Genomic DNA, 22,447 nt, shown 5'->3' on the forward strand with positions numbered 1-22,447 from the left:
GGGGTTCCTTTCACTCGGTGCATCCAGGATCCGTCGCCCGACCCGCTCACCGATTGGAAGAATCGGCCACGGTTTCAGCCGACCTCGGTGCCGCCGACCTCCCTGCTGTCGAACGGGCTCATGTCGCCGCGCAGGATCTGCCCGGGCGTCGCCCCGGCGAAGAGTCGGAAGTCGCGAGTCATGTGCGACTGGTCGGTGTAGCCGGCGGCGACGGCGGCCTCTGCGGCGGGCAGGCCCGATTGCAGGAGGCGGTAGGCCTCGCGGGCGCGGCGCAGCTGCTCGACGTTCTTGCGGCCGAGGCCGACCGTGCCCGCCATCTGCCGGCGCACCGTGCGCTCCGAGCCGACGAAGCGCCGCTCGCTGAGCGCGCGCTCGACGAGCGGGTCGGCGACGAGAACGCCCTGCGTCGCCAGCTGCTGCACGAGCCGCTCGAGGCCGTCGAGGCTCGGCGCGGGGTAGCGCGTGCCGGCGAGCACGAACCAGCGCCCGTCGGTCTCGAGCTCGCGCAGCTCGTCGATGGGTTTCACGTCCAGGCCGCGCAGAAACGTGTGCGGCGCGAACTCGACGCCCCAGGCCCGCTCGCCCGCCGAGAGCACCAACTCCCGGGGCGCGGTCGACGGCCCGGCCAGGGTCGCGGTCGGCGTGCCGTCGGCGCGGGTGCCGAAGGCGAGGCCCCAGAACTCGTTCGCCGCGTCGGTGTACGTGGAGTCCTCGTCGATCGTCGCCCACCACACCATCGTCGCGAGCGGCACCCGGGCGGGGCGGTAGCCGTAGCCTTCGGGGAGCACGCACGCCTCGGCCCCATCGGGCATCTCGGCGACCTGCGACATGGCCCCATCCTACGAGCGCCGATCGTCTCGGGGTGCGTCGGTCGCGAACCCCGCCTCGGCGTCGAAGGTTCCATGCTTGAGGCATGGCAGCAAACTCTTCGCGCATCGTGGTGCCTATCGACTCCGAGAACGTGAGCGCCGAGCAGATCACGAACCTCCTCGCAAGCCCACGCACGCGCCTACGCGCATTCCGACGACGGGAGCAGGAGGCTGGCGAACCACGCGTTCTACACGCGGCTGGAAATCGTCGAGGACGAGCAGCTACGCCCGCAGCTCGCAGAACCGGCCGCAACCAGCAGCAACGAGGCGAACGTAGGCAAGGAAACCAACGGGAACACTCCGCATCCTCTGATTTCGCGTGCTCCCGTAGGACAACTTGGGTGGACGCAATGGAGCGCTACAGGAACAGGCGACCACGGGTTGAGCGGCTAGTTTCCGCGTGGAATCAAGGGGTTTGCGACGATGCCGACTCTATCGGAGAGCCGGACGACCCTCTGATCGGGGCGTCGGCGGAACCAAATAAACGACCTCGAACACGGCTCACCGACATCGAAGGGACGCTATGCGAACAGCCCGCGCGCAGGGGGTCAGCGTGAACGCGCTGGCGTGCCGGTTCGGGATTCACAGAGGCACGGTGTGGGCGAAGACGCGCCCAGCGTGATCGGTTGCTACTCGTGGATCGAGTAGTCGTAGGTGTCGCGCACCGCCTGGAAGTCGCTCTCGTTCAGGTGGTGACACCAAGGCTGCTGGGTGCCCGGGAAGCGGACGCGATGCGCACCTGACCAGGAGGCGACCTCGACATGGCACTGCGGCATCGTCCAGAGCACTTCGACGGCGGGCATCAGGTCATTGTCGGAGGAGAACAGGATCGCGGTATCCATATAGCCGGACATCCCCAGTCGGATCATGTCCACCGCAATTGCGACGTCGATGCCCTTCTCCGAGGCGCGGGAAGCAGGGTAGTCGGAGGGATACTGGAGGTTGCGGCGGATCACGGTGACCTGATCGGAGCGTTCCCACATGGCCGTCTGCCGGTCGTTCGCGGCGGCAGCACCGGGCTGACGTTCCGGGTTCGGACGGCCACGGTAGACGCGCACTTCCATCAGTTCGCTCTCACGCCGTCGCCGCCCTGCGAGCAGTTCGCCGATCTTGAGCGGGAAGACGTGCCCCTCGCTCGGGTCGGCACCGAACGGGAGGAACTGGCGGCGCGCCCAGCCGTGGACGTTCTGGTAGTCCATGAAGACCACCACCCGATCCACGGTGTCGCTCATCCATCCTCCGCTGGGTAGGAAAAAAATCCCCGCCAATCCCAGGAGGACGGCGGGGCAGAATAAGACAAGCATACCCCATCAAGACCCGCGAGTGGGATCAGTCAGTCAGTTCTCCCGGGCTGCTTCTTGTCTGGCAGTCGGTGCGACGCCAATGCCTGGCCCGCCATGGCTCGCGGTCGGTGGCCCGCGCCCGGGCACCGACCCCGCAGGCGGCGGCACCGAGCGTCATGCCGGTGCGCGTTCGCTGTCTTTGAGCAGTCGCACGCGGAGTGCCGAGAGCGTGGTGCTGTATGAGACTTGCGAGACGGCCTTGAAGCCGTGTTCGGCAAGTTGCACCCACAGGGTGTCACGGTTCATATCGGTCTTGTTGCCTTTCGCGTAGACAATCCAGACCACCCGTGTCTTGGCGAGCGCATCGCCGTGCTCGGCCAGCACCTCGTCGACCTCTGCTTGATTCGCTGCGAAGATGATCGCGACATCCGCTTCGTCAATGTCCGTGCCCTCGAAACCGGAGACAGCCAGGTGCTCGGTGGCGGTGCCGACCGGCCAGATCCAGAGCGTGCTGCCCGGTTTGAGTTGCAGCTTGCGCGCGCGAGCGTCGGTGTCAGTCATTGGTCGTGCTTTCATAGTCGAGTGTCTGCACAACCGCCCGCAGCAGCGGATGCAGCTTGCGCCAGCCCCCGCGCAAGAACATGCGCGCGAACTCGGCGCCCAGGCCGCGGAAGCCGTCTTGCAAGAACTCGAACCGGCATGATGTGGGGCTGAGCTCGGTGATCGTGAACGTCACGATCGTATCGATGGGGCCGCCTTTCCACGACCACGCCATGCGGTGCGGCGGTTCGAGTTCGAGCACTTCGAGGTGCACGGTGCCGTCGAACAGCGGTGCCGGGTCGGTGGTCATTGTGAACTGGTGCCCCACTTCTGGGTGGAAGTCATTCGGCATGAGCCACGTTGACAGCAGTTCCGGCTCGGTGAGCGCGCGCCAGAGAGTTGCGGCTGGAATCGCGAACTCTGCGGTTCGGTAGATGTTGCTCATGTGTCTTCTTCCTGTTGCAGTGTCTGGATGGTGTAGCCGAGCCGCTCGAAGCGGTCGTCCCAGAACGTTTCGAGCGAGCTGAGCCAATCGGTGATGTCGTGCAGCGGTGCCATCTCAAGGCAGTACACGCGCTCGCGGCCGCGTTTGGCGTAGGTCACCAGCCCGACCTTGCGCAGCTGCGCCAGATGCTCAGAGACGGTGGGTTGAGAGCCCCCGACGGTGAGGACAAGCTCAGAAACAGCGCGGTTGCCGGTAGCCAGTGCGCTCATGATCGCGCGACGACGCGGGTGCCCAATCGCACTGAACACATCACGGACTGCAGGAGGTCTGGTCACGCATTCATCATATATAGGTAACTACCGATGAATCAATGCGACCGGCGATAGCTCTACTGCCTGGCTCCTGCTGTACGGTCGCTTCGGTCACGCGAGGGTCGGCGTCGATGCGTGGCCGGGTGACGCGCTCGACCCAGGCCGCATTGTCCTCGTTCCAGCGGGGCGGCTCGCCCCATGCGCTCGTCAGTCGCTGCTCGGCGTCGTGGGCAAGGGTCTGCGCGGTCCGGTGCGCTTTGGTGGCGCGGCGCTTGCCGAACCTGCCGACCGTGCGCAGCCGGTCGCGGGCGGCTCGTTGTGCGGTGTCGGCGGCCTGCCACTCGGCCAACGCCGCCGATGCCTGCTCGGTGAGCGGGGCGGCAACCTCGCCGCGCACGCGCTCGAGCTGCTGGGTCGCGGCATCGCTCGCGCCTGCTGCGTGGTCGCGCTCATAGCGCTGCGGCTCGCGGAGTTCGGCGAGTGTATCGGCTGCTTGCTCCCAGAGTGCTGCCCGCCGTTCGGCGTGTTCGGCCTGCGCGGTGAGGGCTGCTATCTCGGTGTTGACGATCTTCACGGGGCCGTCGTCGACCAGACCCCAAACCGCTTCCGCCGCTTGCTGGGTGGCGTGGGTGCGTCCTCGGTCGGCGCGGTCGCGCTCTACCGCGTCGATGAACTGTTGCCGGGCGTCGGCGGTGTTCTCAGCGATGATGTGCAACTGGTCTTCTTGCTTGCCCCGGGTCATACCGACGTAGACGGCGGCTCCGCTCATCGCGTCGCTGAGGATGGTGTGCGATCCCGGCGCGGTGACGCCCTGCACCCCGTAGGCGGTCGAGGCGTAGGCGAGATGGGTGTGCTCGGTGACGTAGGCGGCAGGCAGGCTGACCGTGTGCTCTCGCTTTCGCCCGCTGCCTGCCTCGACCGCCCACAGCGCCCCGTGGTCGGTGACGTGTTGGACGATCCAGAGTTGCCGGTTCGCCAACCCGAGGCTGGTGTCGTTCTTCCGGGTCTGGATCAGGTCCACCCACTCACCGGGTGCGAGCTGCGAGGCTTTCGGCACTCCGGTGTAGGTGCGCCCGGTCTCGGGGTCGGTGTCGCCGGGTGTGAGGCGTGTCCATACGCCGTCACGGTTCCAGCGCCAACCGTGCGCATGCACAAGCGCCGCGACGGACGCGGTGGGGGTGCCGAGTTCGTGTTGCGCAACATCAGCGGCTTTCTTCGTCGGCGTCACCACCCGCGACAACTTGCCCCGCTCACTACTTGCGGTGATTGCGGTGGCGAGCATCGTCGTCTTCCCCGCTACCCGCTGCTCCCTCTACGATCACGAGCGGGTCGGTGGAAGCGAGGGCTGCGGCGGCCTCGGCCTGGCCTGCGTCGAGGCCGGCGGACTGCGCCAGCTCCTGCACGTCCGGCACCGCCGGCTCATCGTCGGGCACTCGGGCGGTGATGAGGTCGCGGAGATCGGTTTCGGCTTGCATGACGCGCACGCTCGTCCAATGCGCCACATACTCGGGTCGGGGTGCATCGGGTGGGAGGATCGTGAAGCAGTCCTCCAACGCCAGACGCGACACGACCGTGATGAAGTCGCGTATCTCCGCAGGGGTCGCTCGCACACCGTACTCGGTCATGATCCGGGTCGCGTGCTCGGTCACGGTGTGCGCCGTCCACGCCGATGCAGCGGCGGCGCAACGATCCAGCGTGCGCGACGCAACCACCTGCACGCTCAGATCATCAAGCGACACCAACGCAATAGGCGTTGGCCGTTGCAAGGTGTCGGGGTCGTATCCGGCCGCGCGTAGCTCGGTCACCCATGCGGCCTCATCGCCCAGCGTGGTGGGCTTCTTCGCGGGCCGCTCGTACGCCCACGCCTCAGCTCGCAGGCGCGAGGCGACGACCGGCCCGATACTCTCGCCGGGGTGAGCTTCGTGCCATTTCGCTTCGAGGCGGTCGAGGTTGCGGCGCACCTGCACACCCCGCTTGCTCATCAAGGCGTTGAACGGCTGTAACTCGACCACTTCGCCGGTTGCCGGGTCGAGGGTCAGGCCGTGCCGATCCAGCACCTCGGCAAGCTCGGGGCTGGCGGCGATCACGGCAGTACCGAGGGCGCGGATCGCGTCCTGCTGCCGGAACAACGCCCCACCGTTCAACCCGCCACTTGCCCGCCGCCCACACCCTCATCCCGATCTGCATATGGATATGCCGGTGTGGATCGCCTGCCCGCGACGTGCGGTGCGTGATCCCGACGACGTACATCTGCTCGATGGGTACGACCTCCTGCGCCCCCAGCGACCCCACGCGAGTCACCGAGCGGAGAGCGAGCCAGCGCCGAATCTCCGAGAGCGCGTCCTGCTGGGCCGCATGCAGCGCCGCCGACACCTCGGGGTGCAGGGCGGCGGCGATCGACAACGACTTGGGGCGTTGATGACCATTGCCATGAACCGGGGCGAGGCCTGCCGATCCGACCCGGCCCGACGAGGCTTGCCCATCTGCTCCCCGGTGAGCGGATGCGTCCAGTCCACCCACCCCGCATACAACTCGGGTTCAAGACCCACCTCAGCAGCCACCACGCCCGACCCGTCAAGCTGAGCGAACTGCGCGACGGTCGCTTCCGCGCCCAAGTAGTAGTCGTCAGCGCGGGCACGGTCGGCCTCGACATAGCGCAGCGCATCAGCCCCGGTACCCCGGAACGGGAGGACACCGCCCTGCATCACAACCACCACCCTGCGCCTGCCTCACTGGCCATCTAGCGTATCAGCAACTACGGCACTTAAATTGCGTCCATTCTCTGTGAGGGAGGCGAGAACCTGGGAGGTTATGAGGCAGTCGGGCGACGGAAGGGTGCGCGTGGAAGGCGACGGCGGGCGGCGAAGACGGGGTGTTGGTGGCGTCAGAGTTCTATGAGCAGGCAGCCAGGTGTACCGTTCGGTGCGGTTGGAACCCGTGCCGGTTGTAGAGTCGCACGGCAGGGTTGCCTTCCTCGACCGAGAGACTGATCGCCGGAACGCCACGGGATCGGGCTACCTCAGTCACCTGGTGCAGGAGCAGCCCGCCGACGCCTTGGCCCCGGTGCTCGGCATCGACCCAGATGCTCAGCTCCGGGATGGTCGCAGCGACGAACCCGTAGCCGGGGTCGTCTGCGGTGAAGTAGCGGAGCCAGACCGCTGCGACAGCCATGCTGTCGGCGCTCTCGGCGACGAGGCCGAAATCCTGGTCGCTCGGCCAGTTGTCGTAATAGTGGCGAAACTGCCGGGTTTGCTCGACCTCGCGCATCGTGAAGCACGGGCCGTTCCAGTTCAGGTTGTCGAGCATCGCTCGCGCGAGCAAGTCGCGGTCTGCCGCCGTCGCGATCCTCACGGAAACATCAGTCATGCCACACGTTTTCGTCGGGCTATCCAGCGCGGCCTCGGCGTCCGGGCGGGAGGAGCCCTTTGCGGCGGGCGCGGGCGACCCAGCCCTGCGCGGTCGAGAGCGGCACCCGGCTGATCTCCGCCATTTTCGCCGTCGGGTTCACCTCCCCGTCATCCACGAGGCGGGTGTGCTGCAAAGCGACGACCTCGTAGAAGTCCGGGGTTCGTTTCGGGTTCCCGAGCGGTTTCATCACGTCCTCGGCGCGCATGATGCGGCCAGAGGGCATGGTGAGCGTGCCGCCCTCGAAGCGGGTGGCTCCGGTGACGGTGAACTGGCGGCGGTTGATCGCCGCCTCGATCCTCGACGTGGGAAGGTTTCGGAGCATGGGGCTTGCCACCGGGTCACCGGCCTGTTCGGGCAGGTAGATGATCCCCGTGATCCGTACCTCACCCATCGGCTCCTGGTGCATGAGGTACTGCCGTTGCAACCGGAGCAGCACGCGCGTGTAGGACTGGACGTGCTGGATGAGGAACCAGCGACCATCGCGGCCATCGTTGTACCCGGCCAGTTCCCCGTCCGGCCCTGGCGTCGGATATCTCCGCTTGTCGTACTTCAGCGCGGCATCAATGGCGACCGACTCGGCGGAAGATGCGACCACGGGAGGATCGGGCATGACCCAGCCCGGTGGCAGGTCTTCAGCAACCAGCAGCGGAACGTCCTCCACGTCTTGACTCATGCCTCCAGGGTAGTGGAACCTGTGATTCATCTCAAACAATGGCCGTTACGCCAAGAGCGTGCTACCTTGATATGGCGTATCTGCTATCGCATGAGATTGAGGTGAGTGTCCTGACCCCATCCCCGACCCGTCAGCGCCGACCACGCGCGGCGCAAGACCGGGATACGCTCAGGGCAGGGAGTGATCCAGTGCTCCGGCTCCGCACGATCCGCCGTGCGGAGCCGGACGTAGGGAAGCTGGTGGAGTGGGTGCTGAACATCACCCAGACCCGCTACGACGCCTACCGCGACGGCCAGCCCGACCCGTATGGCCTCCCGTCCCCTGAGAATCTGAGCCTGACGTCAGACCGGCGAGGCAGAGTAGAAGACGAACAAGAACGCAAACTGCTGCACCAACGAAGGAGCACCGCATGAGCACCACGACCGCTCCCACCCTCGCTGCGACCGATGAGCGCACGGAGAACAAGCCAGTGCTGCTGGCCGTCTCCTACCTCCGCGTCTCCACCCGCGAGCAGGCCGAACGCGGTGGCACCGAGGAAGGCTTCTCCATCCCTGCCCAGCGGGAGGCGAACCACCGCAAGGCCGATGAGTTGAGCGCGCGGATCGTGCGGGAGTTCGTGGACGCGGGCGAGTCCGCACGCTCCGCCGACCGCGACGGGCTACAGGACATGCTCGCGTTCATCGCCGCAACCCGGGTGCAGTTCTGTATCGTGCATAAGCTCGACCGGCTCGCCCGCAACCGCGCCGACGACGTCGCCATCCACCAAGCACTCCTCAGCGCCGGGGTCACCCTCGTCTCAGCTACCGAGTCGATTGATCAGACTCCTTCGGGGAAGGCAAGGAAGCGAAACGGGAACACACCACATCTTTCGATGTCGCGTGTTCCCGTAAGACACTTTGGGTGGAGTTAGCCCGACAGTGTTCTAACCTCGCCCCCGCGCTTCTCCACGCTTCGTCTGTCCACAAGAGTATCCGTCGACGGTTGCTGCCCGCCAGTGGTGACATGGCTGGCCAGCGGGAGCGGTTGCCCCGTCCGGTTCCGCGTCTGACGGAGTTGATGCTGGATGAGGCGCAGCGCAGGTATGAGGACGGAGAGGTCCTTCGGGTGATCGCATCCGACCTTGGCGTGGGCCGTACCCGTCTATCGGCGCGTCTCCGCGAGCGCGGCGTGTCGCTTCGTCGGGCATCCCCGACTGATGAGCAGGTGCTTGAGATGTGCCACCGCTACGAGCAGGGCCAGTCGCTCGCCAGGGTGGGGGCGAGTCTCGGTCTCAACGCGAGCACGGTACGCATCACCCTTCTTCGTGCTGGCGTCACGCTTCGAGACGCACATGGTCGCGAGCGTTGACTTTCGGCAGTTGAGAGGCGCAGATGGGTCGCTGGGATGTCAGTGCATCCTGGGTACATGCCGCACGGTCGGCTAAGTGATAGCGCCGAGAATCGCTGCCACTCGGGAGGGTAGTAGGTCGTTGGTTCCCGTGGAGGTGACGAGATCGGCGAGGTTACGCCAAGCCTGTATTCGGACCTCTGTAGTGCTGATTCCGCGCGCCTTCGCAAGACTGGCTTCGACATCAGCGACATTGCCGGGTTGCTGTGGACGAGCGCCGCGGCGATTGCCGTCTGGGTGGTCCGTCTCCAGGAGGAGGCGATCGATGGGTATGAGATCAATTGCATCGCTTTGCCGCAGGGTGGCGATGTTGAGGGAGAAATAGGCTCCGAGTTCGAGTGCGCGGCTTGTGGTGGCGCGGTCGCCGAGCCACCAGTGCAAGATCGCGCCAGTCACCGGGGTTCGCTCAAGGTGGTCCACGATCTCGCGGGTCGCGCCGTAACTATGGATCGAGATAAGGCGCGGCTTCTTCTGTAGCTGAGAAAGCAGAGATGCGAGTACCTCGTGTTGCTTGGCGCGGCGAGACGGAGCCCTGGCGTCGAGACCGACTTCACTGACGTATGCGGTTTGGTCGAGTAGCTGATTGAACTCCTCCGGAGCGTAACCGTCGAGCGCAACCTTGACTCCTGGGTGGACGCCGACACCCCAGATCGTGAGGAGATCGTGCTGCTGGCGGTGGAGCGCGAGCCGTGACTCTGCAAGGGTGCGGCTCGCTGCGAAGACCACAGCTCGCAGGTTCAGGAGGTCCTGAGGAGTGACCGTCGTGTCGATGTGGGCATGGAGGTCCAGGGGTGGCCAGTTGGTCACGTCAGCGTCTCCAGTTCGTGGGCACCGCGGATGCACAGATCGCGCGCATCTCCTGCGGAGTATCCGTGAGGTGGGCGCATCGCCGCGATGTCACTGACCCTGACTCCTCGGGCAACGAATCCCCTGATGCTGGGAAGGACCGACGCCTTCTCAAGCTGCGTTTTCGCGGAGTCGTTCGGCGGTGCATCGATGACGTAGTTGCTCCGATCCGCCAGGTGTGAGGCGGCGAATGATGCTCGGCGCACAAGACAGCCAAAGCATGTTCCACAGTGATCTGTCGCTGATACCCCGAGCCATCTTCTGTTCGTGAAGGCACAGGAGTTAGTGGCGCTGAGCAACTCCGACGCGGATTCGTCGCCGATCTCGTCCGCCAGCCACCGGAACATCTCGCCCTTCGTATGGGTGGCGAAGGGATTCGACAGCGTGCCCCAACCACCTGCCAAACCGACGAGGCGAGACAGTTCTGCGAGGAACCAGGGGTGCGTCGTACGTGTGGAGAGGCTGCCAAGTTGATCGGGGCCGAGTGGCGGGTTTAGTGACGCGAACCCGTTCTCTGGAATCCAGAGCTCGACCTCGTTGACCGAGGCAAACGCGAGGCCGAGGGCGAGAAAAAGGAACGACCGTGTGCGCGTCGAGTTCTCGTTCCGGAAGCGGTGACCACCGGGCTGCTCCTTGCGTCGAGTAAACACGACCTGTTCGTGATGCTGTATAGCCTCGTCCGGATAGAGCTCTCGGATACGTCCGGCGATGTCCCTCTGGATTGGGGAGATTGATGTCGCCCCGACGTGAGAGACAAGGAGATGCTGTTCCGGTCGAGTACGGGCAAGAAGCGCACCTGCGGCAGAGTCTGCCCCGCCACTCATGAGCACGACCCGCTGCACATCGGGATAGGAGTTGGGCGTGACGTCCTCACGAGGGACCCGCGAGGTGCGGAACCTGAGCCCCCAACTGTCGCCCGACAAGAATCCCAAGAGGTCTTGCAGTTCTGTCACGATGGCGTTCCAGGGCTCTGGGTCGTGGACAGGCACGATCAAGGAGATGTCACGCCGGGTCCAGTTGACTTTGCCGACGCGCCGAGGAACAGAACGATCTGCTGCGTAGACCATCGCGGCGAGACGGAACAGTTCCACATTCTCCCGCCGCACGGGGCCAAGCTTGCCCAGCCGCGGACCCAACGAAGTGTTAAAGGTTCCGGCGCCACCGGCAGGCCAGTAGAAGTTATTTCCGGCAGCTTTGCGGGTGACAGCCGAGGGGACCTGGAAACGAAGATCGAACTGTTCCATCTCAGTCCGCCTCGTGGATGGTTCTGAGGTACTCCAGACCGTCCTCGATCGCTCGCGTGAACTCGTCAGGGCTAGGCCCGCTCGGGGAGAGGTTCGCGTGCGCGGCGAGTTCTTCTGCGGCCTGGCGAACCCCGTCCTCGAACGCTGCTCGCTGGGCGCCTGTCATGTCCTTGGTGTTCAGGGTTGATGCGGTCTCCACGAGGTAAGCCTCAGCGAGGATCAGTGCGACTGCTTCTTCGGCGATCTGGCCGAGTGTCACGTCTGTCCCGGTGGTCTCGCTCTCAGCAAGCCATTCAGCGAGTCTGCCGACGACTTCCATCTGCTCGGCAGTCTCGATCGTGCCAGGAGGGAGGTCTTCGCAGACCTTCTGAGCGATCTGGTGAGCGACATCGAAGACGTTGGGGTTCGCTCGCAGCGCGTCGTAGTCCAGACCGAGGTTACGGAGGGTCTGTGCGTCGCCGGTCCGGTAGGCGTACGCCGCTGCGGCCCCTCGTCCTGCGGAGCGTGCCGATCCAGACACTGATCGTGTGAGTGTGTCAGTGCTCCGACGGCCCCGGCTGCTTCCTCCGCCGCTCCGAGAGGATCGGAAGAGAGCGGCAGTGGGGAGAATCCTTCCTGCGGGTGAGTTTGGGGATGGCTTCAGCGGTGACAGGAGCGTCGGCTGGCTGCCGACGGGAGCCGGAGCTGTGCTGTCACCGCCAGGGAGACTGGCGAGCCAATCGTCCAGTCCGTCGCGTACTTCGCCCCCGGCGGCGCTGCCGGAATAGGAGCCTTTTGTGCCCATCAGTGCTGCCCTCCCTTGGGTGGCGGCGTCGTGAGTGCCATCTTGATCTTGCCGTCCGCCAGCTGCGCAGCCAGGGCATTGATGACGTCCTGCATGCCCGGGATATCGACACCCGCGAGGATGATCGCAGTGCCGGGCTGGAGATCGGAAGCCGGGAGCCGGCGGAACACGTCGAGAGCGGTCGGTTGCACGGCGGGATGCACCGTCGCAAGCCTGACGATTCCCGCCACAGCGCCGCGCTGCTCTTGGACGCGGTCTCGCGCACGAAGACCTAGATGCCGCAGGAGCTGATCGACATCGTCCGTTGTGAGGGCTTGGAGGCTCTCATCCGTGAGTTGTCGCCTGTCCACCGTACGAGTTGAGGCGAGTTGCGCGGCGAGGTCGCGAAGATGCTGGGGCAATTCTGCACTGAGGAGGAGATCACCACGGAAGGACGCTGCGAGGTGCAGGTAGGGACTCAAATCCAGATCGTGGAGCTCCGGTGGAAGCTTGGCCCATCGGATCATGTCGTCCGCGAAATGTGGGACAACGCTGATCGCAGGAGCCACTGCGGCGACCGGCGGCATTGCGTCGCTCGAAGGCTCGCTGTCAACAGGGTCTGAGGGTCCAGCGACGGTCGATTCGTCCGCCGGAGTGGCAGGCTCGATCATCGTCTCGGTTCCAGGGGCGACCTCTGGAGCACCTTCGGCGGGGGCCAGTTCTTCCTTGGGCCGGTTTGCCTGATTCTCCAGTGCGTCAAGACGATCTCGAAGCTCGCCCGTCCGGAGCCAGGAAAGCACCGACTGGAACTGGTCAGGCAGAAGTACCTCAAGCACCATGAGCTTCGCGACCACATCGAAGTCGAGTTCGATTCCGCGGCGTGCCGCGATGGAACGACGGATGTTCAGATCGTTGAGGAAGCGCTTGATACGACGCGGGTTCCCGCGAAGCTTCTCGTAGAGGATGGTCATCAGTCGGCGCGCAAACGAAAGTTCGCGCTGCACGTCGAGACCGTCCGGTGCCTTGAGGTCATCGAGCGCGCCGGTCGTGCGGAGCCGCTGGCACTCGGCGATCACCGCCTTGAGCTGGGGGTCGGTGAGGCGCTTTTCTACACGGTTCTGGAGCTGTAGCAGAAGCACATAAGACTCGGTGTCAAAGGCGCCTAGCGCGGGGAGCGGAACGGTCGTTTGGACGATCTTGTGCAGATATAGCTTCGACGGTGGCTCGGCCGGGAGCGCATCTTCGTCATCGGGACGCTCGGCGGGCATACTCCACTCTGGTAAGCGAGTGCGGATGGCGTCCGCGACTCTGTCCTCGTCCGCTGCAATGACGAACGCCATGCCGTCCACGCTGAGAAAGAGACGGATCGCTTCCAAGGTCTCCACGACCGTATCGACCAAGCATCTGTCTAGGTCATCGACCAGTACCGCCACGCGCCGAACGTGGGCCATTTCATCGGTTGCCAGGAGTTCGGCGAACTCAGCCTTGAACCCCGCGAGGCCGCGCGGTTCGTCCTTGGCGTCGGTGCCCTCGGGTGCCGATTCTCGGATGAGATTAAGGACATCATCGACTCCGGGAAGCTGCAATGTGAGCGATGACTTGGCGGCGAGTTTGACCGCCTTTGCCCAGTCGACGCGATCTGACAGCTTCTTTATGAGCTTCTTGATCTTCTGGCCCTTGGACTCCTCGACGTTCTTGAGACGCTCGGTGAGTTCCGCCGAGATGGCGTCAAGTACTTCTCCGATGAGACTCTCTTTCGCTCCGACGGCGGGGTCGTATCGCCAAGGATCGGTGCGGACGGTGAGAATCTTGGCTGCCTCAGGGTCGCTCCGCGAGTCGAGGTCAGCCTTGATGAGTTCGAGAACGGTTGTCTTGCCGCTGCCCCAAGGGCCAGAGAGCCCGATTGCGAGAGGGTCGAGCGCATCATCGAGTACAGCGTCTGAGACCGTCTCTGCAATGGCACGTGCGGCGAGGAAGTCGACCTTTGACGGCTCGTCGGACCAGAGGCGACCGCGGAGTTCCTCGGCTGCGCTCATGGTGCCTCCTCATGTTCAGTTTCGGGAGGCTAGACGGCGGGTGGCAGCCCGGGCGATTCGGGGGTAGCGACACCCACGTCCGACAGCTCCAGTCTCTAAGCAAGGTTGCCATCTTCCGACCCAGCACACCGCGCCGACACGCGGGCTACGGCCGATCACCACAGAAGATCGCTGGGCGCGCTCACGCAGCTGCAACCCACGAACCAGGGTCAGCCTCGCACCAGAGCAGTCTCGGCTTCATGATCCTCACGGCGCTGGCCGTGTTCGTGGATGCGGACGCGGGCGAGGAGGATCAGGCTGATGGGGCCGAGCCAGAGCATCTTGATTCCGTTCCAGATGGTCAGGAGGACAACGAGGTTGAGCCAGCCTGGACCGCCGCTCTGGATGTGATCGGCGAGGGTGATGGCGATCAGGAAGTAGGGCACGGCCAGGAGCATCGCGGGGATGCCCCATTTGAGGCCGCGGCGGGTGCGGACGGCATCAATGAGGATGTTCGTCGGCATGTACCGGCGGAGGAACCCGCGGGTGTGGGTGCTGGTGATCCAGATGGAGCGGAACATGATGGGCCTCTTTTCGACACGCTTCGGTTGTACCGATGAAGCGGCGTGTGGTGAGACCCCGTGAGGGGGCGGTCCCGAGGGACCAGCAATGGTTGGGTGAGTCCGCCTCTACTGGCGAGTCTACGCCTGACCTTCGATCTTCGGAACCCTTCGCCCTTCGCTTGCTTCGGCTGGTGCACCTGCTCGGTAGCTCCTGCTACTGGAAGGACGCCCGATCATGGCTTCTCTGTCTGAACACGCCGCTGACGAACGGTCGGCCCGCGTGCTGTTGTCACTGATCGCCGAAGCGGACGACGACCTGACCGGGTTGCTGCTGGGTCATGAGGGCGCGGTGGCGACGGTCGGTATCCTGGACTCGGACGCCCGCGTGCCGGGTGTTGATGCGAACGAGCTGGCGCTACGGCAGCGGCGCGCTCAGGCCCTCACTGCCGGTGTGGACCTCGACAGCATGGTGCCCACGCTGCTAGACAGCCGGTACTCGATCTTGATGCCAGGCGACCCGCACTGGCCGGCGAGCTTGGCCGATCTGGGTGTGGGTGCGCCGTATGTGCTGTGGGCCGACGGCGCGACATCCTTCCTGACCAGCCCCATCAGCGAGATGGTGACGTTCACGGGGATGCGGGCATCGACTTCCTATGGCAACACGGTCACGAGCGAGCTGGTCGCAGACCTGGCCCGCGATGAGATGGTGATTGTCTCCGGCGGCGCGTATGGCATCGACGCTGCGGCGCATCGGGCCGCGCTGGCCGTCGGCGGAACGACGATCGCGGTACTCGCCAGCGGGATTGACCGAAACTATCCGACGGGAAACAGCGGTCTCCTTGACGGGATACGCGGAGTTGGGCTCGTGCTGTCTGAGCAGCCGCCGGGCGCGCTGCCGTCGCGTTCCCGGTTCTTGGCCCGCGTCCGACTGCTGGCGGCCTTGTCATCGGCAACGGTGATCCCCGAGGCGGGACCTCGCTCGGGCTCGCTGCGGGTGGCCGACCAGGCCTACACGCTGGGCCGCGCCGTGGGTGCGGTGCCAGGGCCGATCACCTCCATCGCCAGCACCGGCCCCAACCACCTGATCCACGAGAACCTGGCCGAACTCGTCAGCACCGGGAACGACGTGACCGATCTGATGGAGCGCCACGGAGCCAACGCGAACCGTCAGCCTCCGCAGGCACGGGTTTCGGAGTTCGACTCGGACCCGCTGAGTGCGGAACGCGACAGCACGTCTCGAAGCCTCTGACGTTCCAACTCGTCGCCGCCGATGGCCTCCCGGGCTGTCGGCGGCAGACGCACGCCAACCTGTTCCCACGCCACAAGCCGGCTACAGGACGCGCCCCTGCTGTATCTCGACCGAATGGAGGTCGTCGCGATCGGTCGCCTCGCGGGTGAGTTGCCGGGCACGGCGGATCGCTGTAGCAGCTCGGGCAGCGTCGATCTTCTGGGCGTCGGACTCAGCAGGGCTGCCGAGCGCTTGGTCGGTGCTGATCTGGTAGCGGTCGCGGTACGCCGCGACGATCTGCGCGTGGGCACGCCAGGTCGCTGCCATCGTCGCGTCCACCGGCTCCGGGCCGAGTGTCGTCGTCCAGGCCTTGTGCTCCGTCAGGTCGCGGTGGAGGACGGCGGCGGCGCGCTGCTCGATGAGTTGCTGACGCTCGGTGAGCGCGTCGCGCATGTCCTGATCCATGTCGCCGGCGGCGTATGGGATGAGTCCCGCGATCAGGGTCGGCGGTCGGCGGTCGCGTCCTGAGCCGGCAGGTCGGGCGGTGGTGCGGGCAACGCGGGCGTGCAGGACCGAGGCGATGTCGTCGGCGTCGGCGAACCCGCGAGCGGCGACGAGTCTGGGCAGCAGAGCATCGAGGTCGTGATGGTTGGCTTCGGCGCGACGCAGCTCGGCTGAGAGCGCCCCGAACGTATCCGCTTCCACTACCTGATCGACCTGCATGTCGGTGAGGCCAGCGCGGGTGAGGAGCGTGGCCCAGCGATCGTGTTGGCCGGCTTGCGCGATGGTCTCGTATTCGGCCGCGAGGCGCGCGATCGAGCCCCACGCGTCTTGCTCGGCGGCGATGGTCTCGTGCGCGGACAGTTCCGCGCCGATGTGCTGCAGGACACCGTAGAGCACGGTCTTGGCGTTCGCTTCCGGGCTGTCGCTGGGATGCGGGGCGGCGTGTCCGTCGTCGGGATGGTCCGTGGCGACGTAGGCGTAGTTGCCGTCCCTGCCACGGGTCATCGCGACGTAGAAGTTCTCCCGCGTCGTCTTCGTGGTCACGACGACGTGCGCGGTGTCGGTGGTGACGCCCTGGGCGCGGTGCGCGGTGATGGCGTAGCCCAGATCGACATCTTCAGCGACATAGGCGGCGGGGAGCACCATCGACCCACCGAAGCGGCGATGCTCGGGCCGGATGGTGATCGACCCGTCCTCGCCCACGCGAGTGACCTTCCAGCGGTCACCGTTTCGTACCCATGCGTTGCCGCTCTTCGAGCGCAGGCGCCGCTCGTTGCGGCGGGTGATGATCCGATCCCCGGTCGAGATGCTGCTGCCGTCGTGCAGGATCGCTTCGCGTCCGGGCAGGAGTGTGCCATCGAGGATCAGGTCGGCACGGGCACGCTGGTTGAGCTGGGTGACGGTCTCAATCGTCTCGGCCACCAGGATCGACGCTCGTCCGCGCTCGGTGTCCGTTCGCCACGAGGCATAGGCGGCGTCGACCATCGCGTCTGCTGCGCCACCTTGTATCCGGCCATGCTGGGCAAGGACGTCGATTGCGGTCGCACGGCCATGCCGTAGGTCCAGTGAGGTGGTCTTCTCCCACGCGTGAGTGAAGCGGTGGATGTCGGTGAGTTCGGGCGCATCGTCTCGGTCATGGACGAGCATCGCGAACGCACCGGCGGCGTCGACGGCCTGCAACTGGCTGTAGTCGCCCACCAACAGCACCTTCGCCCCGGCCTCCTCGGCCTGCGCGGTGATGCGGTCCAGCGAGGCCGTGCCGGCCAAGGATGCTTCATCGACGATCACGAGCTGGCCGGCGGTGAAGGTCGTGCCGTGGACAAGGTGCATCTGCCACCAGCGCGCCGTGTTCTGCGCCTCGATCCCCAGCTCCGCGCCGAGCACTTGGGCGGCGGCCTCCGAGGGAGCCAGCCCGACGACGGAACCCGCGCCGTGCTCGGCCTCCCATGCCCGCCGCAAAGCCGACATGGCGGTGGTCTTGCCCGCGCCCGCAGGGCCGACCAATACGTCAACGACCCTGCCGGATACCGCGATCCGGGTGAGTGCGTCGGCCTGATCCGGTCCCAGCAGACGCCCTTCCGCGTCCCGTCGGCCGGTGATCCGTTCAATGACCTCCAACTCGACGGTCGGGGCGTTGCGTGTGCGGGAGCGCTCAAGCAGACGGTCTTCGGCGGCAAGGAGTGCCTCGGTGGAGAACACGACCCGCCCAACCTCACGAAACCTTGTCGTGCCGTCCGGGCGGCGGAACAGCAACGGACTGGACGCGAGCTCGGGTGGGGTCAGCTGCAACGAAGCCTGCTCGGCCGCATCGGTGACCATACCGGTGATGACTTCACGATCCAGGGCAGTGGCGAACCGGACGCCCATGAGCTGGCGCGACGCCTCCGCGTGCAGGTTCCACCGTCGCCACGTCGACCGGCTTTCGCCTACCACATCCACAACCGACCCTCCGAGTTCGGCGATCGTCTCCAGCGAGATGTCATCGGCACGCGGCAACCTGACCGGTTCGGAGACAGCAGCCGCCGTGCGCGCCCACCTCGTCGCGTCCTCACCAACTACTCGACCGGTACGCTCGCGCCACTCGGCGGTCAGGTCAGCAAGAGACCGGACCTGCTTCTCCGGCCGAGTCGCGAGCGTGGCCTGCGCGCGCAACTTCACTACCGTGCGCGCTGATGGCTGTCTGCCGTGCCGGGCAACATAGGAGTCGATCAGGCGGGCCTTCTCCTGCTCGATCTGCCGAGTACGCGAGGAGAACTCCGCCACCAGTTCCTCACTGACGGGCTCAAGTTCCCATGCCGGGTTGCGGTCCCTGCCCCGCTCGCGGACCTCCCATCCCACGCCCAGCAGCCCGGTGATCCGATCTGCCAGCATCGCGTTATACAACTCCGAGACCGCGACCACCGAGGCATGGATCGGCCGGCCGGCCAGCGTGCGCCACTTGCCGTCCTGGACGGTCAGCACCTTGTTGCTGATGACGACGTGCGTGTGCAACTGGGGGTCGCCTGCCCTGCTGTCGTAGTGATCGAACGCGGTTGCGAGGACTCCCGCGACGTCGGCGTGGACGATCGCACCGTCCGGACCAGCAGCCCCAACGCGCGTGGTCGCAATCTCACGTTCGAGGAACGCAAGCACCTCTGCAACTGCCTGGTGGTGCGCGTCCGCAATCAAGGATTGCGTGCCCGCGTCTGCAACGCCCCACAGCACAGATACCGACTTCGGCGGACTGAACGTGAAATCGAACCCCGCAACCGCGCGCCGCGTCCCTCTGGCCGCCTCCTCGGCCTCGATTGCGGCGACTTGTCGTGCGTGGGTGACCGGCCCCATGTTCGGGTCGAGAGCCTGAACTCGATGATCGATGCGCTCAGCCAACGTGGGATAGCGGCGGTATGCCTCGCCCAACGACTGCCCTGTGATCGGGTCGCATCCCATCCCGATGAGCAGCTGGAGCTGAGCTTCCGAGACATGCTCACCGCCGACCAACTCGCCGTTCCCGAGATACGGCAAGCCCGAACCCATCCAGAAACCTGGTGGGGTGCCTTCCTCGGTGTAATACCTCGTCAGCGGGGTCGAGAGCGACCGGTCGCCGTCGCCGGCCGCGACGGTACGCAGCAGGTACTTGTAGCCCTCGCCAGCACTCATCACCCGCATCGAGACCGTCACCAGACCACCACCCTTCCAGTCGGCAGGTGGGCAGCGCAGGCGCGGTCGAGAGGGCTGTGACTTCCGCCGTCACCGAGCGGCACTTCCACGGTTGAAAGACGTGTGATGGCTCATGTGGGAGGGCTGAAGAAGGGGGTGGCCTGACTCGGTACCTCGCGGCGTGGCGACGGTGAGAACTGGCGTCGTACGACAGGTCGGTGGTCGTGCACCTGGCAGGTGTTCAGCCCGGCGAGGCGGTAGCTGCTCGCAGGCATCGCTTGTCCGGGGAGCGCCAAGACTGCGGAGCCCCTATGCACGACCCCACCCAGTACCACCGTCCACTCCGAGTCGGCTCGCTCTTCTCCGGGTACGGCGGGCTCGACCTCGCCGTCGAGCACGTCTTCGACGCCGAGACGATCTGGTTCTCCGAGAACAACCAGCACGTCGCCCGCGTCTTCGCCCACCATTGGCCCGACGCCCCGAACCTGGGCGACATCAGCACCATCGACTGGCACCACGTCGAGCCAGTGGATGTGCTCTGCGCCGGGTTCCCCTGCCAAGACGTGTCCACGGTGGGCAAGCGCGCCGGCCTCGCGCCCGGTACTCGTTCCGGCCTCTGGTCGCACATGGCCGCCGCCATCGACGCGCTGCAACCAGAACTAGTCGTGATCGAGAACGTGCGCGGACTGCTCTCCTCGCCAGCCATCCGCGCACCACTGAAAGGAGACGACGATGCGCAACGCAACCCCGCCGATGCAACCCCGGACCTTGCAGCCCTTCGCGACCTGGAATCCGACCCTTGGGGTCTGGGAAACCTCGCAGCTCGACCTCTTCGCGCGGCCGGCGCCGTACTGGGCGATCTGGCCGACCTCGGGCTGGATGCGCGATGGATCGGCCTACCGGCATCCCTTGTCGGCGCTCCTCACCCCAGGCTCCGCATCTTCATCCTCGCCTGGCGCTCTGTTCCGGACGCCGCTCGCGACCGACTCGACCCGAGGCGGCGAATCACTGGACCAAGTACGGGCGAGGCGCGGAACAATCGCCCTGTCACACCAGATCATCGACCTGGCACTCAACGGACCAACTGGCTCTCAGAACAAGAACGACGAAGCGGAGACGCTGTGGAACCTGATCGAGGACATCTTCACCGCTGGGGACGCTACACCTACGCCATCGCCCGATGGGAACACGTCACCGGACGGCCAGCCCCAGCACCCGCGCTCCTGAGCGACGACACCGGGCCGCGACCGTCACCGGCGTTCGTTGAGTGGCTGATGGGCTTGCCTGATGGTTGGGTCAGCAACGCCGTCCATGGGCTTACTCCGAACCAGCAGATCACCGCCCTCGGCAACGGTGTTCTTCCGCTTCAAGCGAGTCTGGCCGTCAGGTCGATGCTGCATGGTCATTTTGTGGGCGCTGCATGAGGCGGCTGACAACGGCCTGGGCATCGCGACCAACTCCGCGCAGAGTCGCTGAGGCAAAGGAACGCTGGTGTTCGAGGCCGACGAATCCGAGTCCGGGCATCGTCGTAGAGATGCCAGCTCGGTGCCGGGGTAGACCTGTGGAGTCGAGCGCTGGGGTGCTTGCGAGAAGCGAAACGCTCGGTCGGTACCCGGTGGCGAAGAGCAGCACATCGGCCTCGCGGCGCCGCCCGTCCACACCTACGAGTCGTCCGTCTTGGATGCGCACGGGCATCGGGTTCCATCCGACCGCTGCGCGTCGGAGGGCTGCGCGGTAGCGACCGTCGTCCAGTACCGGCGTCGTCACCGGAAAGAGTGAGTCGAGAACTCCTGCTCGGTCGAGGCCTGTACGGACAAGCCACCAATGGAGGTCTTTACCCAGGATGCGCTGTCGTTGCCATCGGATCGGGTGACGTGAGTACATGTTCACCCGAGCCACTGTCCCAAGTTCGGCAGCGATCTGCACTGCGGAGTTACCGGCACCGAATATCGCGATCCGAGCCCCCGCGAACTCCCCGGGGCTGCGGTACTGCGCCACGTGCAGAACGCGCCCGCCGAAAGCGTCGATGCCGGGGATCGGTGGGGTGTAAGGAGCGTCGAAGCTTCCTGACGCAACAATGACGCGGTGCCCTCGCACCTCGAACCCGTCGCCCCGCGCCGCGAGTCCGTTCGCTGTCTGGGTCAGCGACGTGACTCGTCGTTGGTATCGGATGTCCACGTCCAACCGAGATGCATAGCGAGTGAGGTAGTCCACGACCTCATCGCGATGCGGATACCGATCCGGGTCGCCCGAGAACCCGAGGCCGGGTAGCTGCGAGAACCGGGCGGGCGAGAACAGCGTCAGCGAGTCGTAGTACCGAGGCCATGATCCGGCAGGCGAGGCGGAGGCGTCGAGGATCACCGACGCAGTTCCCGCTCTGCCGAGGTGGTGAGCGGCGGCTAGGCCGGCCTGCCCGGCGCCGATCACCAAAGTGTCTGTCGTCGTCATGTCCACGATCGCATCGTATCGTCATTTCCCGAAGTGACGATACGAGACTAGAATGAAGTCATGAGTGGTTCGTTGTTCCTGGCGGAGACGCAGGCGTTCCTGAAGGCGCTGGCCAGCGAGACGCGACAGCAGATCATGCAGGAGTTCGCCACCGGCGCGGCACTGACGGTCGGTGAGATCGCTGAGAGGTGTGGGATCGGGCAGTCCACCGCCTCGGAGCAGTTGACGATCCTGAGACAGGGGGGTCTGGTGACCTCAACGCGGACGGGCAAGCAGGTGCGGTATCGGGCGGACCCGAGCCGGATCAGTGACCAGCTGGAGGTGCTGGGCGACTTCCTTGCACGCTGCTGCCCGCCAACGGGAGCGGGCGATTCCTAGCTGGCGAGAGAGGCGATCAGCCCCTCAATACGGGCACGGATGTCGTCGCGGATCGGCCGCACGGCATCGATGCCTTGCCCGGCGGGGTCGTCGAGCTTCCAGTCCTCGTAGCGCTTGCCCGGGTAGAAGGGGCAGGCGTCGCCGCACCCCATCGTGATGACGACGTCAGAGGCTTGGACGGCCTCGGGCGTGAGCACCTTGGGCTGCTCTGCGGTGATGTCGATGCCCTCTTCACGCATGGCTTCGACGGCGATGGGGTTGATCTGGTCGGCGGGCATAGAGCCGGCGGAGCGGACCTCGATGCGGTCGCCGGCGAGGTGGCGCAGATAGCCGGCTGCCATCTGGGAGCGGCCGGCGTTGTGGATGCAGACGAACAGCACGGACGGCTTGGTGTCGGTCATGGTC

General features: G+C 65.7%; 24 protein-coding genes and 1 pseudogene. 7 read left to right on the forward strand and 18 right to left on the reverse strand.

The annotated features are described in order from the left end of the window. Positions 1 to 74: 74 nt before the first annotated feature. The 8 genes and pseudogenes from BUC15_RS02285 to BUC15_RS21170 form a co-directional block, all read right to left on the reverse strand. Positions 75 to 830, reverse strand: coding sequence for a helix-turn-helix domain-containing protein (locus BUC15_RS02285; RefSeq protein WP_073185942.1), 756 nt, complete (start codon positions 828 to 830; stop codon positions 75 to 77). A 668-nt stretch (positions 831 to 1,498) separates the two neighbouring features. Next, entirely contained in the window at positions 1,499 to 2,101 is a 603-nt protein-coding gene (locus tag BUC15_RS02290; RefSeq protein ID WP_073185943.1) for an NYN domain-containing protein, read from the reverse strand. 225 nt (positions 2,102 to 2,326) lie between these two features. After that, entirely contained in the window at positions 2,327 to 2,713 is a 387-nt protein-coding gene (locus tag BUC15_RS02295) for a hypothetical protein (RefSeq protein WP_073185944.1), read from the reverse strand. Continuing rightward, positions 2,706 to 3,137, reverse strand: coding sequence for an SRPBCC family protein (locus tag BUC15_RS02300; RefSeq protein WP_073185945.1), 432 nt, complete (start codon positions 3,135 to 3,137; stop codon positions 2,706 to 2,708). The genes BUC15_RS02295 and BUC15_RS02300 overlap by 8 nt, the downstream gene beginning before the upstream one ends. After that, entirely contained in the window at positions 3,134 to 3,472 is a 339-nt protein-coding gene (locus BUC15_RS02305) for an ArsR/SmtB family transcription factor (RefSeq protein WP_073185946.1), read from the reverse strand. The genes BUC15_RS02300 and BUC15_RS02305 overlap by 4 nt, the downstream gene beginning before the upstream one ends. 7 nt (positions 3,473 to 3,479) lie before the next feature. Then, on the reverse strand, positions 3,480 to 4,730 hold the full coding sequence (locus BUC15_RS20210) for a hypothetical protein (RefSeq protein WP_073185947.1): 1,251 nt from the start codon (positions 4,728 to 4,730) through the stop codon (positions 3,480 to 3,482). Continuing rightward, complete coding sequence (locus tag BUC15_RS20215; RefSeq protein ID WP_245787858.1) at positions 4,702 to 5,577, reverse strand: hypothetical protein; 876 nt, start codon at positions 5,575 to 5,577, stop codon at positions 4,702 to 4,704. The genes BUC15_RS20210 and BUC15_RS20215 overlap by 29 nt, the downstream gene beginning before the upstream one ends. Before the next feature lie 28 nt (positions 5,578 to 5,605). Next, positions 5,606 to 5,968, reverse strand: a pseudogene (locus BUC15_RS21170) (relaxase domain-containing protein); the annotation flags it as partial. On the opposite strand from BUC15_RS21170, the gene BUC15_RS20225 reads away from it, so the two are divergent. Next, positions 5,950 to 6,192, forward strand: a complete 243-nt coding sequence (locus BUC15_RS20225) for a hypothetical protein (RefSeq protein WP_073185950.1) — start codon at positions 5,950 to 5,952, stop codon at positions 6,190 to 6,192. The pseudogene BUC15_RS21170 and the gene BUC15_RS20225 sit on opposite strands and share 19 nt — an antisense overlap. A 148-nt stretch (positions 6,193 to 6,340) precedes the next feature. Here BUC15_RS20225 and BUC15_RS02330 read toward each other — a convergent pair whose 3' ends face one another. Beyond that, positions 6,341 to 6,814, reverse strand: coding sequence for a GNAT family N-acetyltransferase (locus tag BUC15_RS02330; protein WP_073185951.1), 474 nt, complete (start codon positions 6,812 to 6,814; stop codon positions 6,341 to 6,343). Between the two features lie 19 nt (positions 6,815 to 6,833). After that, a complete protein-coding gene (locus tag BUC15_RS02335; RefSeq protein WP_073185952.1) occupies positions 6,834 to 7,529 on the reverse strand; it encodes a hypothetical protein in 696 nt (231 codons plus the stop codon). Positions 7,530 to 7,717: 188 nt separating this feature from the next. Here BUC15_RS02335 and BUC15_RS02340 point away from each other — a divergent pair, with 188 nt between their 5' ends. From BUC15_RS02340 to BUC15_RS02350, 3 genes are all read left to right on the forward strand, one after another. After that, positions 7,718 to 7,942, forward strand: coding sequence for a hypothetical protein (locus BUC15_RS02340; RefSeq protein WP_073185953.1), 225 nt, complete (start codon positions 7,718 to 7,720; stop codon positions 7,940 to 7,942). Then, positions 7,939 to 8,439, forward strand: a complete 501-nt coding sequence (locus BUC15_RS02345; RefSeq protein WP_073185954.1) for a recombinase family protein — start codon at positions 7,939 to 7,941, stop codon at positions 8,437 to 8,439. Before BUC15_RS02340 ends, BUC15_RS02345 begins: the two co-directional genes overlap by 4 nt. Positions 8,440 to 8,531: 92 nt before the next feature. Then, complete coding sequence (locus BUC15_RS02350) at positions 8,532 to 8,876, forward strand: hypothetical protein (protein ID WP_073185955.1); 345 nt, start codon at positions 8,532 to 8,534, stop codon at positions 8,874 to 8,876. Positions 8,877 to 8,948: 72 nt separating this feature from the next. Here the strand turns inward: BUC15_RS02350 and BUC15_RS02355 are convergent, their stop codons facing one another. From BUC15_RS02355 to BUC15_RS02375, 5 genes are all read right to left on the reverse strand, one after another. Then, positions 8,949 to 9,722: a TatD family hydrolase gene (locus tag BUC15_RS02355; protein WP_175558222.1), complete on the reverse strand. Its 774-nt coding sequence runs from the start codon at positions 9,720 to 9,722 to the stop codon at positions 8,949 to 8,951. Continuing rightward, positions 9,719 to 11,005: a hypothetical protein gene (locus BUC15_RS02360; protein ID WP_073185956.1), complete on the reverse strand. Its 1,287-nt coding sequence runs from the start codon at positions 11,003 to 11,005 to the stop codon at positions 9,719 to 9,721. Before BUC15_RS02360 ends, BUC15_RS02355 begins: the two co-directional genes overlap by 4 nt. A gap of 1 nt (position 11,006) precedes the next feature. After that, complete coding sequence (locus BUC15_RS02365; protein ID WP_073185957.1) at positions 11,007 to 11,525, reverse strand: hypothetical protein; 519 nt, start codon at positions 11,523 to 11,525, stop codon at positions 11,007 to 11,009. A 263-nt stretch (positions 11,526 to 11,788) separates the two neighbouring features. After that, on the reverse strand, positions 11,789 to 13,804 hold the full coding sequence (locus tag BUC15_RS02370; RefSeq protein WP_073185958.1) for a KAP family P-loop NTPase fold protein: 2,016 nt from the start codon (positions 13,802 to 13,804) through the stop codon (positions 11,789 to 11,791). Between the two features lie 209 nt (positions 13,805 to 14,013). After that, entirely contained in the window at positions 14,014 to 14,364 is a 351-nt protein-coding gene (locus BUC15_RS02375; protein WP_073185959.1) for a sulfate permease, read from the reverse strand. 217 nt (positions 14,365 to 14,581) lie between these two features. Here BUC15_RS02375 and BUC15_RS02380 point away from each other — a divergent pair, with 217 nt between their 5' ends. Next, positions 14,582 to 15,595, forward strand: a complete 1,014-nt coding sequence (locus BUC15_RS02380; protein WP_073185960.1) for a DNA-processing protein DprA — start codon at positions 14,582 to 14,584, stop codon at positions 15,593 to 15,595. An 81-nt stretch (positions 15,596 to 15,676) separates the two neighbouring features. On the opposite strand, the gene mobF is transcribed toward BUC15_RS02380, so the two are convergent. Further along, entirely contained in the window at positions 15,677 to 19,237 is a 3,561-nt protein-coding gene (gene mobF, locus BUC15_RS20635) for a MobF family relaxase (RefSeq protein ID WP_073185961.1), read from the reverse strand. A gap of 290 nt (positions 19,238 to 19,527) precedes the next feature. On the opposite strand from mobF, the gene BUC15_RS02390 reads away from it, so the two are divergent. After that, positions 19,528 to 20,640 carry a DNA cytosine methyltransferase gene (locus BUC15_RS02390; RefSeq protein WP_073185962.1) on the forward strand — a complete coding sequence of 371 codons (1,113 nt, stop codon included), beginning with the start codon at positions 19,528 to 19,530 and terminating at the stop codon, positions 20,638 to 20,640. On the opposite strand, the gene BUC15_RS02395 is transcribed toward BUC15_RS02390, so the two are convergent. Next, a complete protein-coding gene (locus BUC15_RS02395; protein WP_073186011.1) occupies positions 20,600 to 21,664 on the reverse strand; it encodes a flavin-containing monooxygenase in 1,065 nt (354 codons plus the stop codon). The two genes, BUC15_RS02390 and BUC15_RS02395, sit on opposite strands and share 41 nt — an antisense overlap. A gap of 60 nt (positions 21,665 to 21,724) precedes the next feature. On the opposite strand from BUC15_RS02395, the gene BUC15_RS02400 reads away from it, so the two are divergent. Next, a complete protein-coding gene (locus tag BUC15_RS02400) occupies positions 21,725 to 22,042 on the forward strand; it encodes an ArsR/SmtB family transcription factor (RefSeq protein WP_073185963.1) in 318 nt (105 codons plus the stop codon). On the opposite strand, the gene BUC15_RS02405 is transcribed toward BUC15_RS02400, so the two are convergent. After that, on the reverse strand, positions 22,039 to 22,443 hold the full coding sequence (locus BUC15_RS02405; protein ID WP_073185964.1) for an arsenate reductase ArsC: 405 nt from the start codon (positions 22,441 to 22,443) through the stop codon (positions 22,039 to 22,041). The two genes, BUC15_RS02400 and BUC15_RS02405, sit on opposite strands and share 4 nt — an antisense overlap. Positions 22,444 to 22,447 lie beyond the last annotated feature (4 nt).

Origin of the sequence: Tessaracoccus bendigoensis DSM 12906, assembly GCF_900141915.1 — a bacterium.
GTDB lineage: Bacteria > Actinomycetota > Actinomycetes > Propionibacteriales > Propionibacteriaceae > Arachnia > Arachnia bendigoensis.

Coding starts and splice junctions, on each gene's coding strand:
- BUC15_RS02390 (WP_073185962.1), top strand. CDS start 19,528: ATGCACGACCCCACCCAGTACCACCGTCCACTCCGAGTCGGCTCGCTC.
- BUC15_RS02350 (WP_073185955.1), top strand. CDS start 8,532: ATGGCTGGCCAGCGGGAGCGGTTGCCCCGTCCGGTTCCGCGTCTGACG.
- BUC15_RS02335 (WP_073185952.1), bottom strand. CDS start 7,529: ATGAGTCAAGACGTGGAGGACGTTCCGCTGCTGGTTGCTGAAGACCTG.
- BUC15_RS02380 (WP_073185960.1), top strand. CDS start 14,582: ATGGCTTCTCTGTCTGAACACGCCGCTGACGAACGGTCGGCCCGCGTG.
- BUC15_RS02295 (WP_073185944.1), bottom strand. CDS start 2,713: ATGACTGACACCGACGCTCGCGCGCGCAAGCTGCAACTCAAACCGGGC.
- BUC15_RS02400 (WP_073185963.1), top strand. CDS start 21,725: ATGAGTGGTTCGTTGTTCCTGGCGGAGACGCAGGCGTTCCTGAAGGCG.
- BUC15_RS02375 (WP_073185959.1), bottom strand. CDS start 14,364: ATGTTCCGCTCCATCTGGATCACCAGCACCCACACCCGCGGGTTCCTC.
- BUC15_RS20225 (WP_073185950.1), top strand. CDS start 5,950: ATGCGTCCAGTCCACCCACCCCGCATACAACTCGGGTTCAAGACCCAC.
- BUC15_RS02370 (WP_073185958.1), bottom strand. CDS start 13,804: ATGAGCGCAGCCGAGGAACTCCGCGGTCGCCTCTGGTCCGACGAGCCG.
- BUC15_RS02300 (WP_073185945.1), bottom strand. CDS start 3,137: ATGAGCAACATCTACCGAACCGCAGAGTTCGCGATTCCAGCCGCAACT.
- BUC15_RS02405 (WP_073185964.1), bottom strand. CDS start 22,443: ATGACCGACACCAAGCCGTCCGTGCTGTTCGTCTGCATCCACAACGCC.
- BUC15_RS02395 (WP_073186011.1), bottom strand. CDS start 21,664: ATGACGACGACAGACACTTTGGTGATCGGCGCCGGGCAGGCCGGCCTA.
- BUC15_RS02345 (WP_073185954.1), top strand. CDS start 7,939: ATGAGCACCACGACCGCTCCCACCCTCGCTGCGACCGATGAGCGCACG.
- BUC15_RS02290 (WP_073185943.1), bottom strand. CDS start 2,101: ATGAGCGACACCGTGGATCGGGTGGTGGTCTTCATGGACTACCAGAAC.
- BUC15_RS02360 (WP_073185956.1), bottom strand. CDS start 11,005: ATGGAACAGTTCGATCTTCGTTTCCAGGTCCCCTCGGCTGTCACCCGC.
- BUC15_RS02285 (WP_073185942.1), bottom strand. CDS start 830: ATGTCGCAGGTCGCCGAGATGCCCGATGGGGCCGAGGCGTGCGTGCTC.
- BUC15_RS20210 (WP_073185947.1), bottom strand. CDS start 4,730: ATGCTCGCCACCGCAATCACCGCAAGTAGTGAGCGGGGCAAGTTGTCG.
- BUC15_RS02330 (WP_073185951.1), bottom strand. CDS start 6,814: ATGACTGATGTTTCCGTGAGGATCGCGACGGCGGCAGACCGCGACTTG.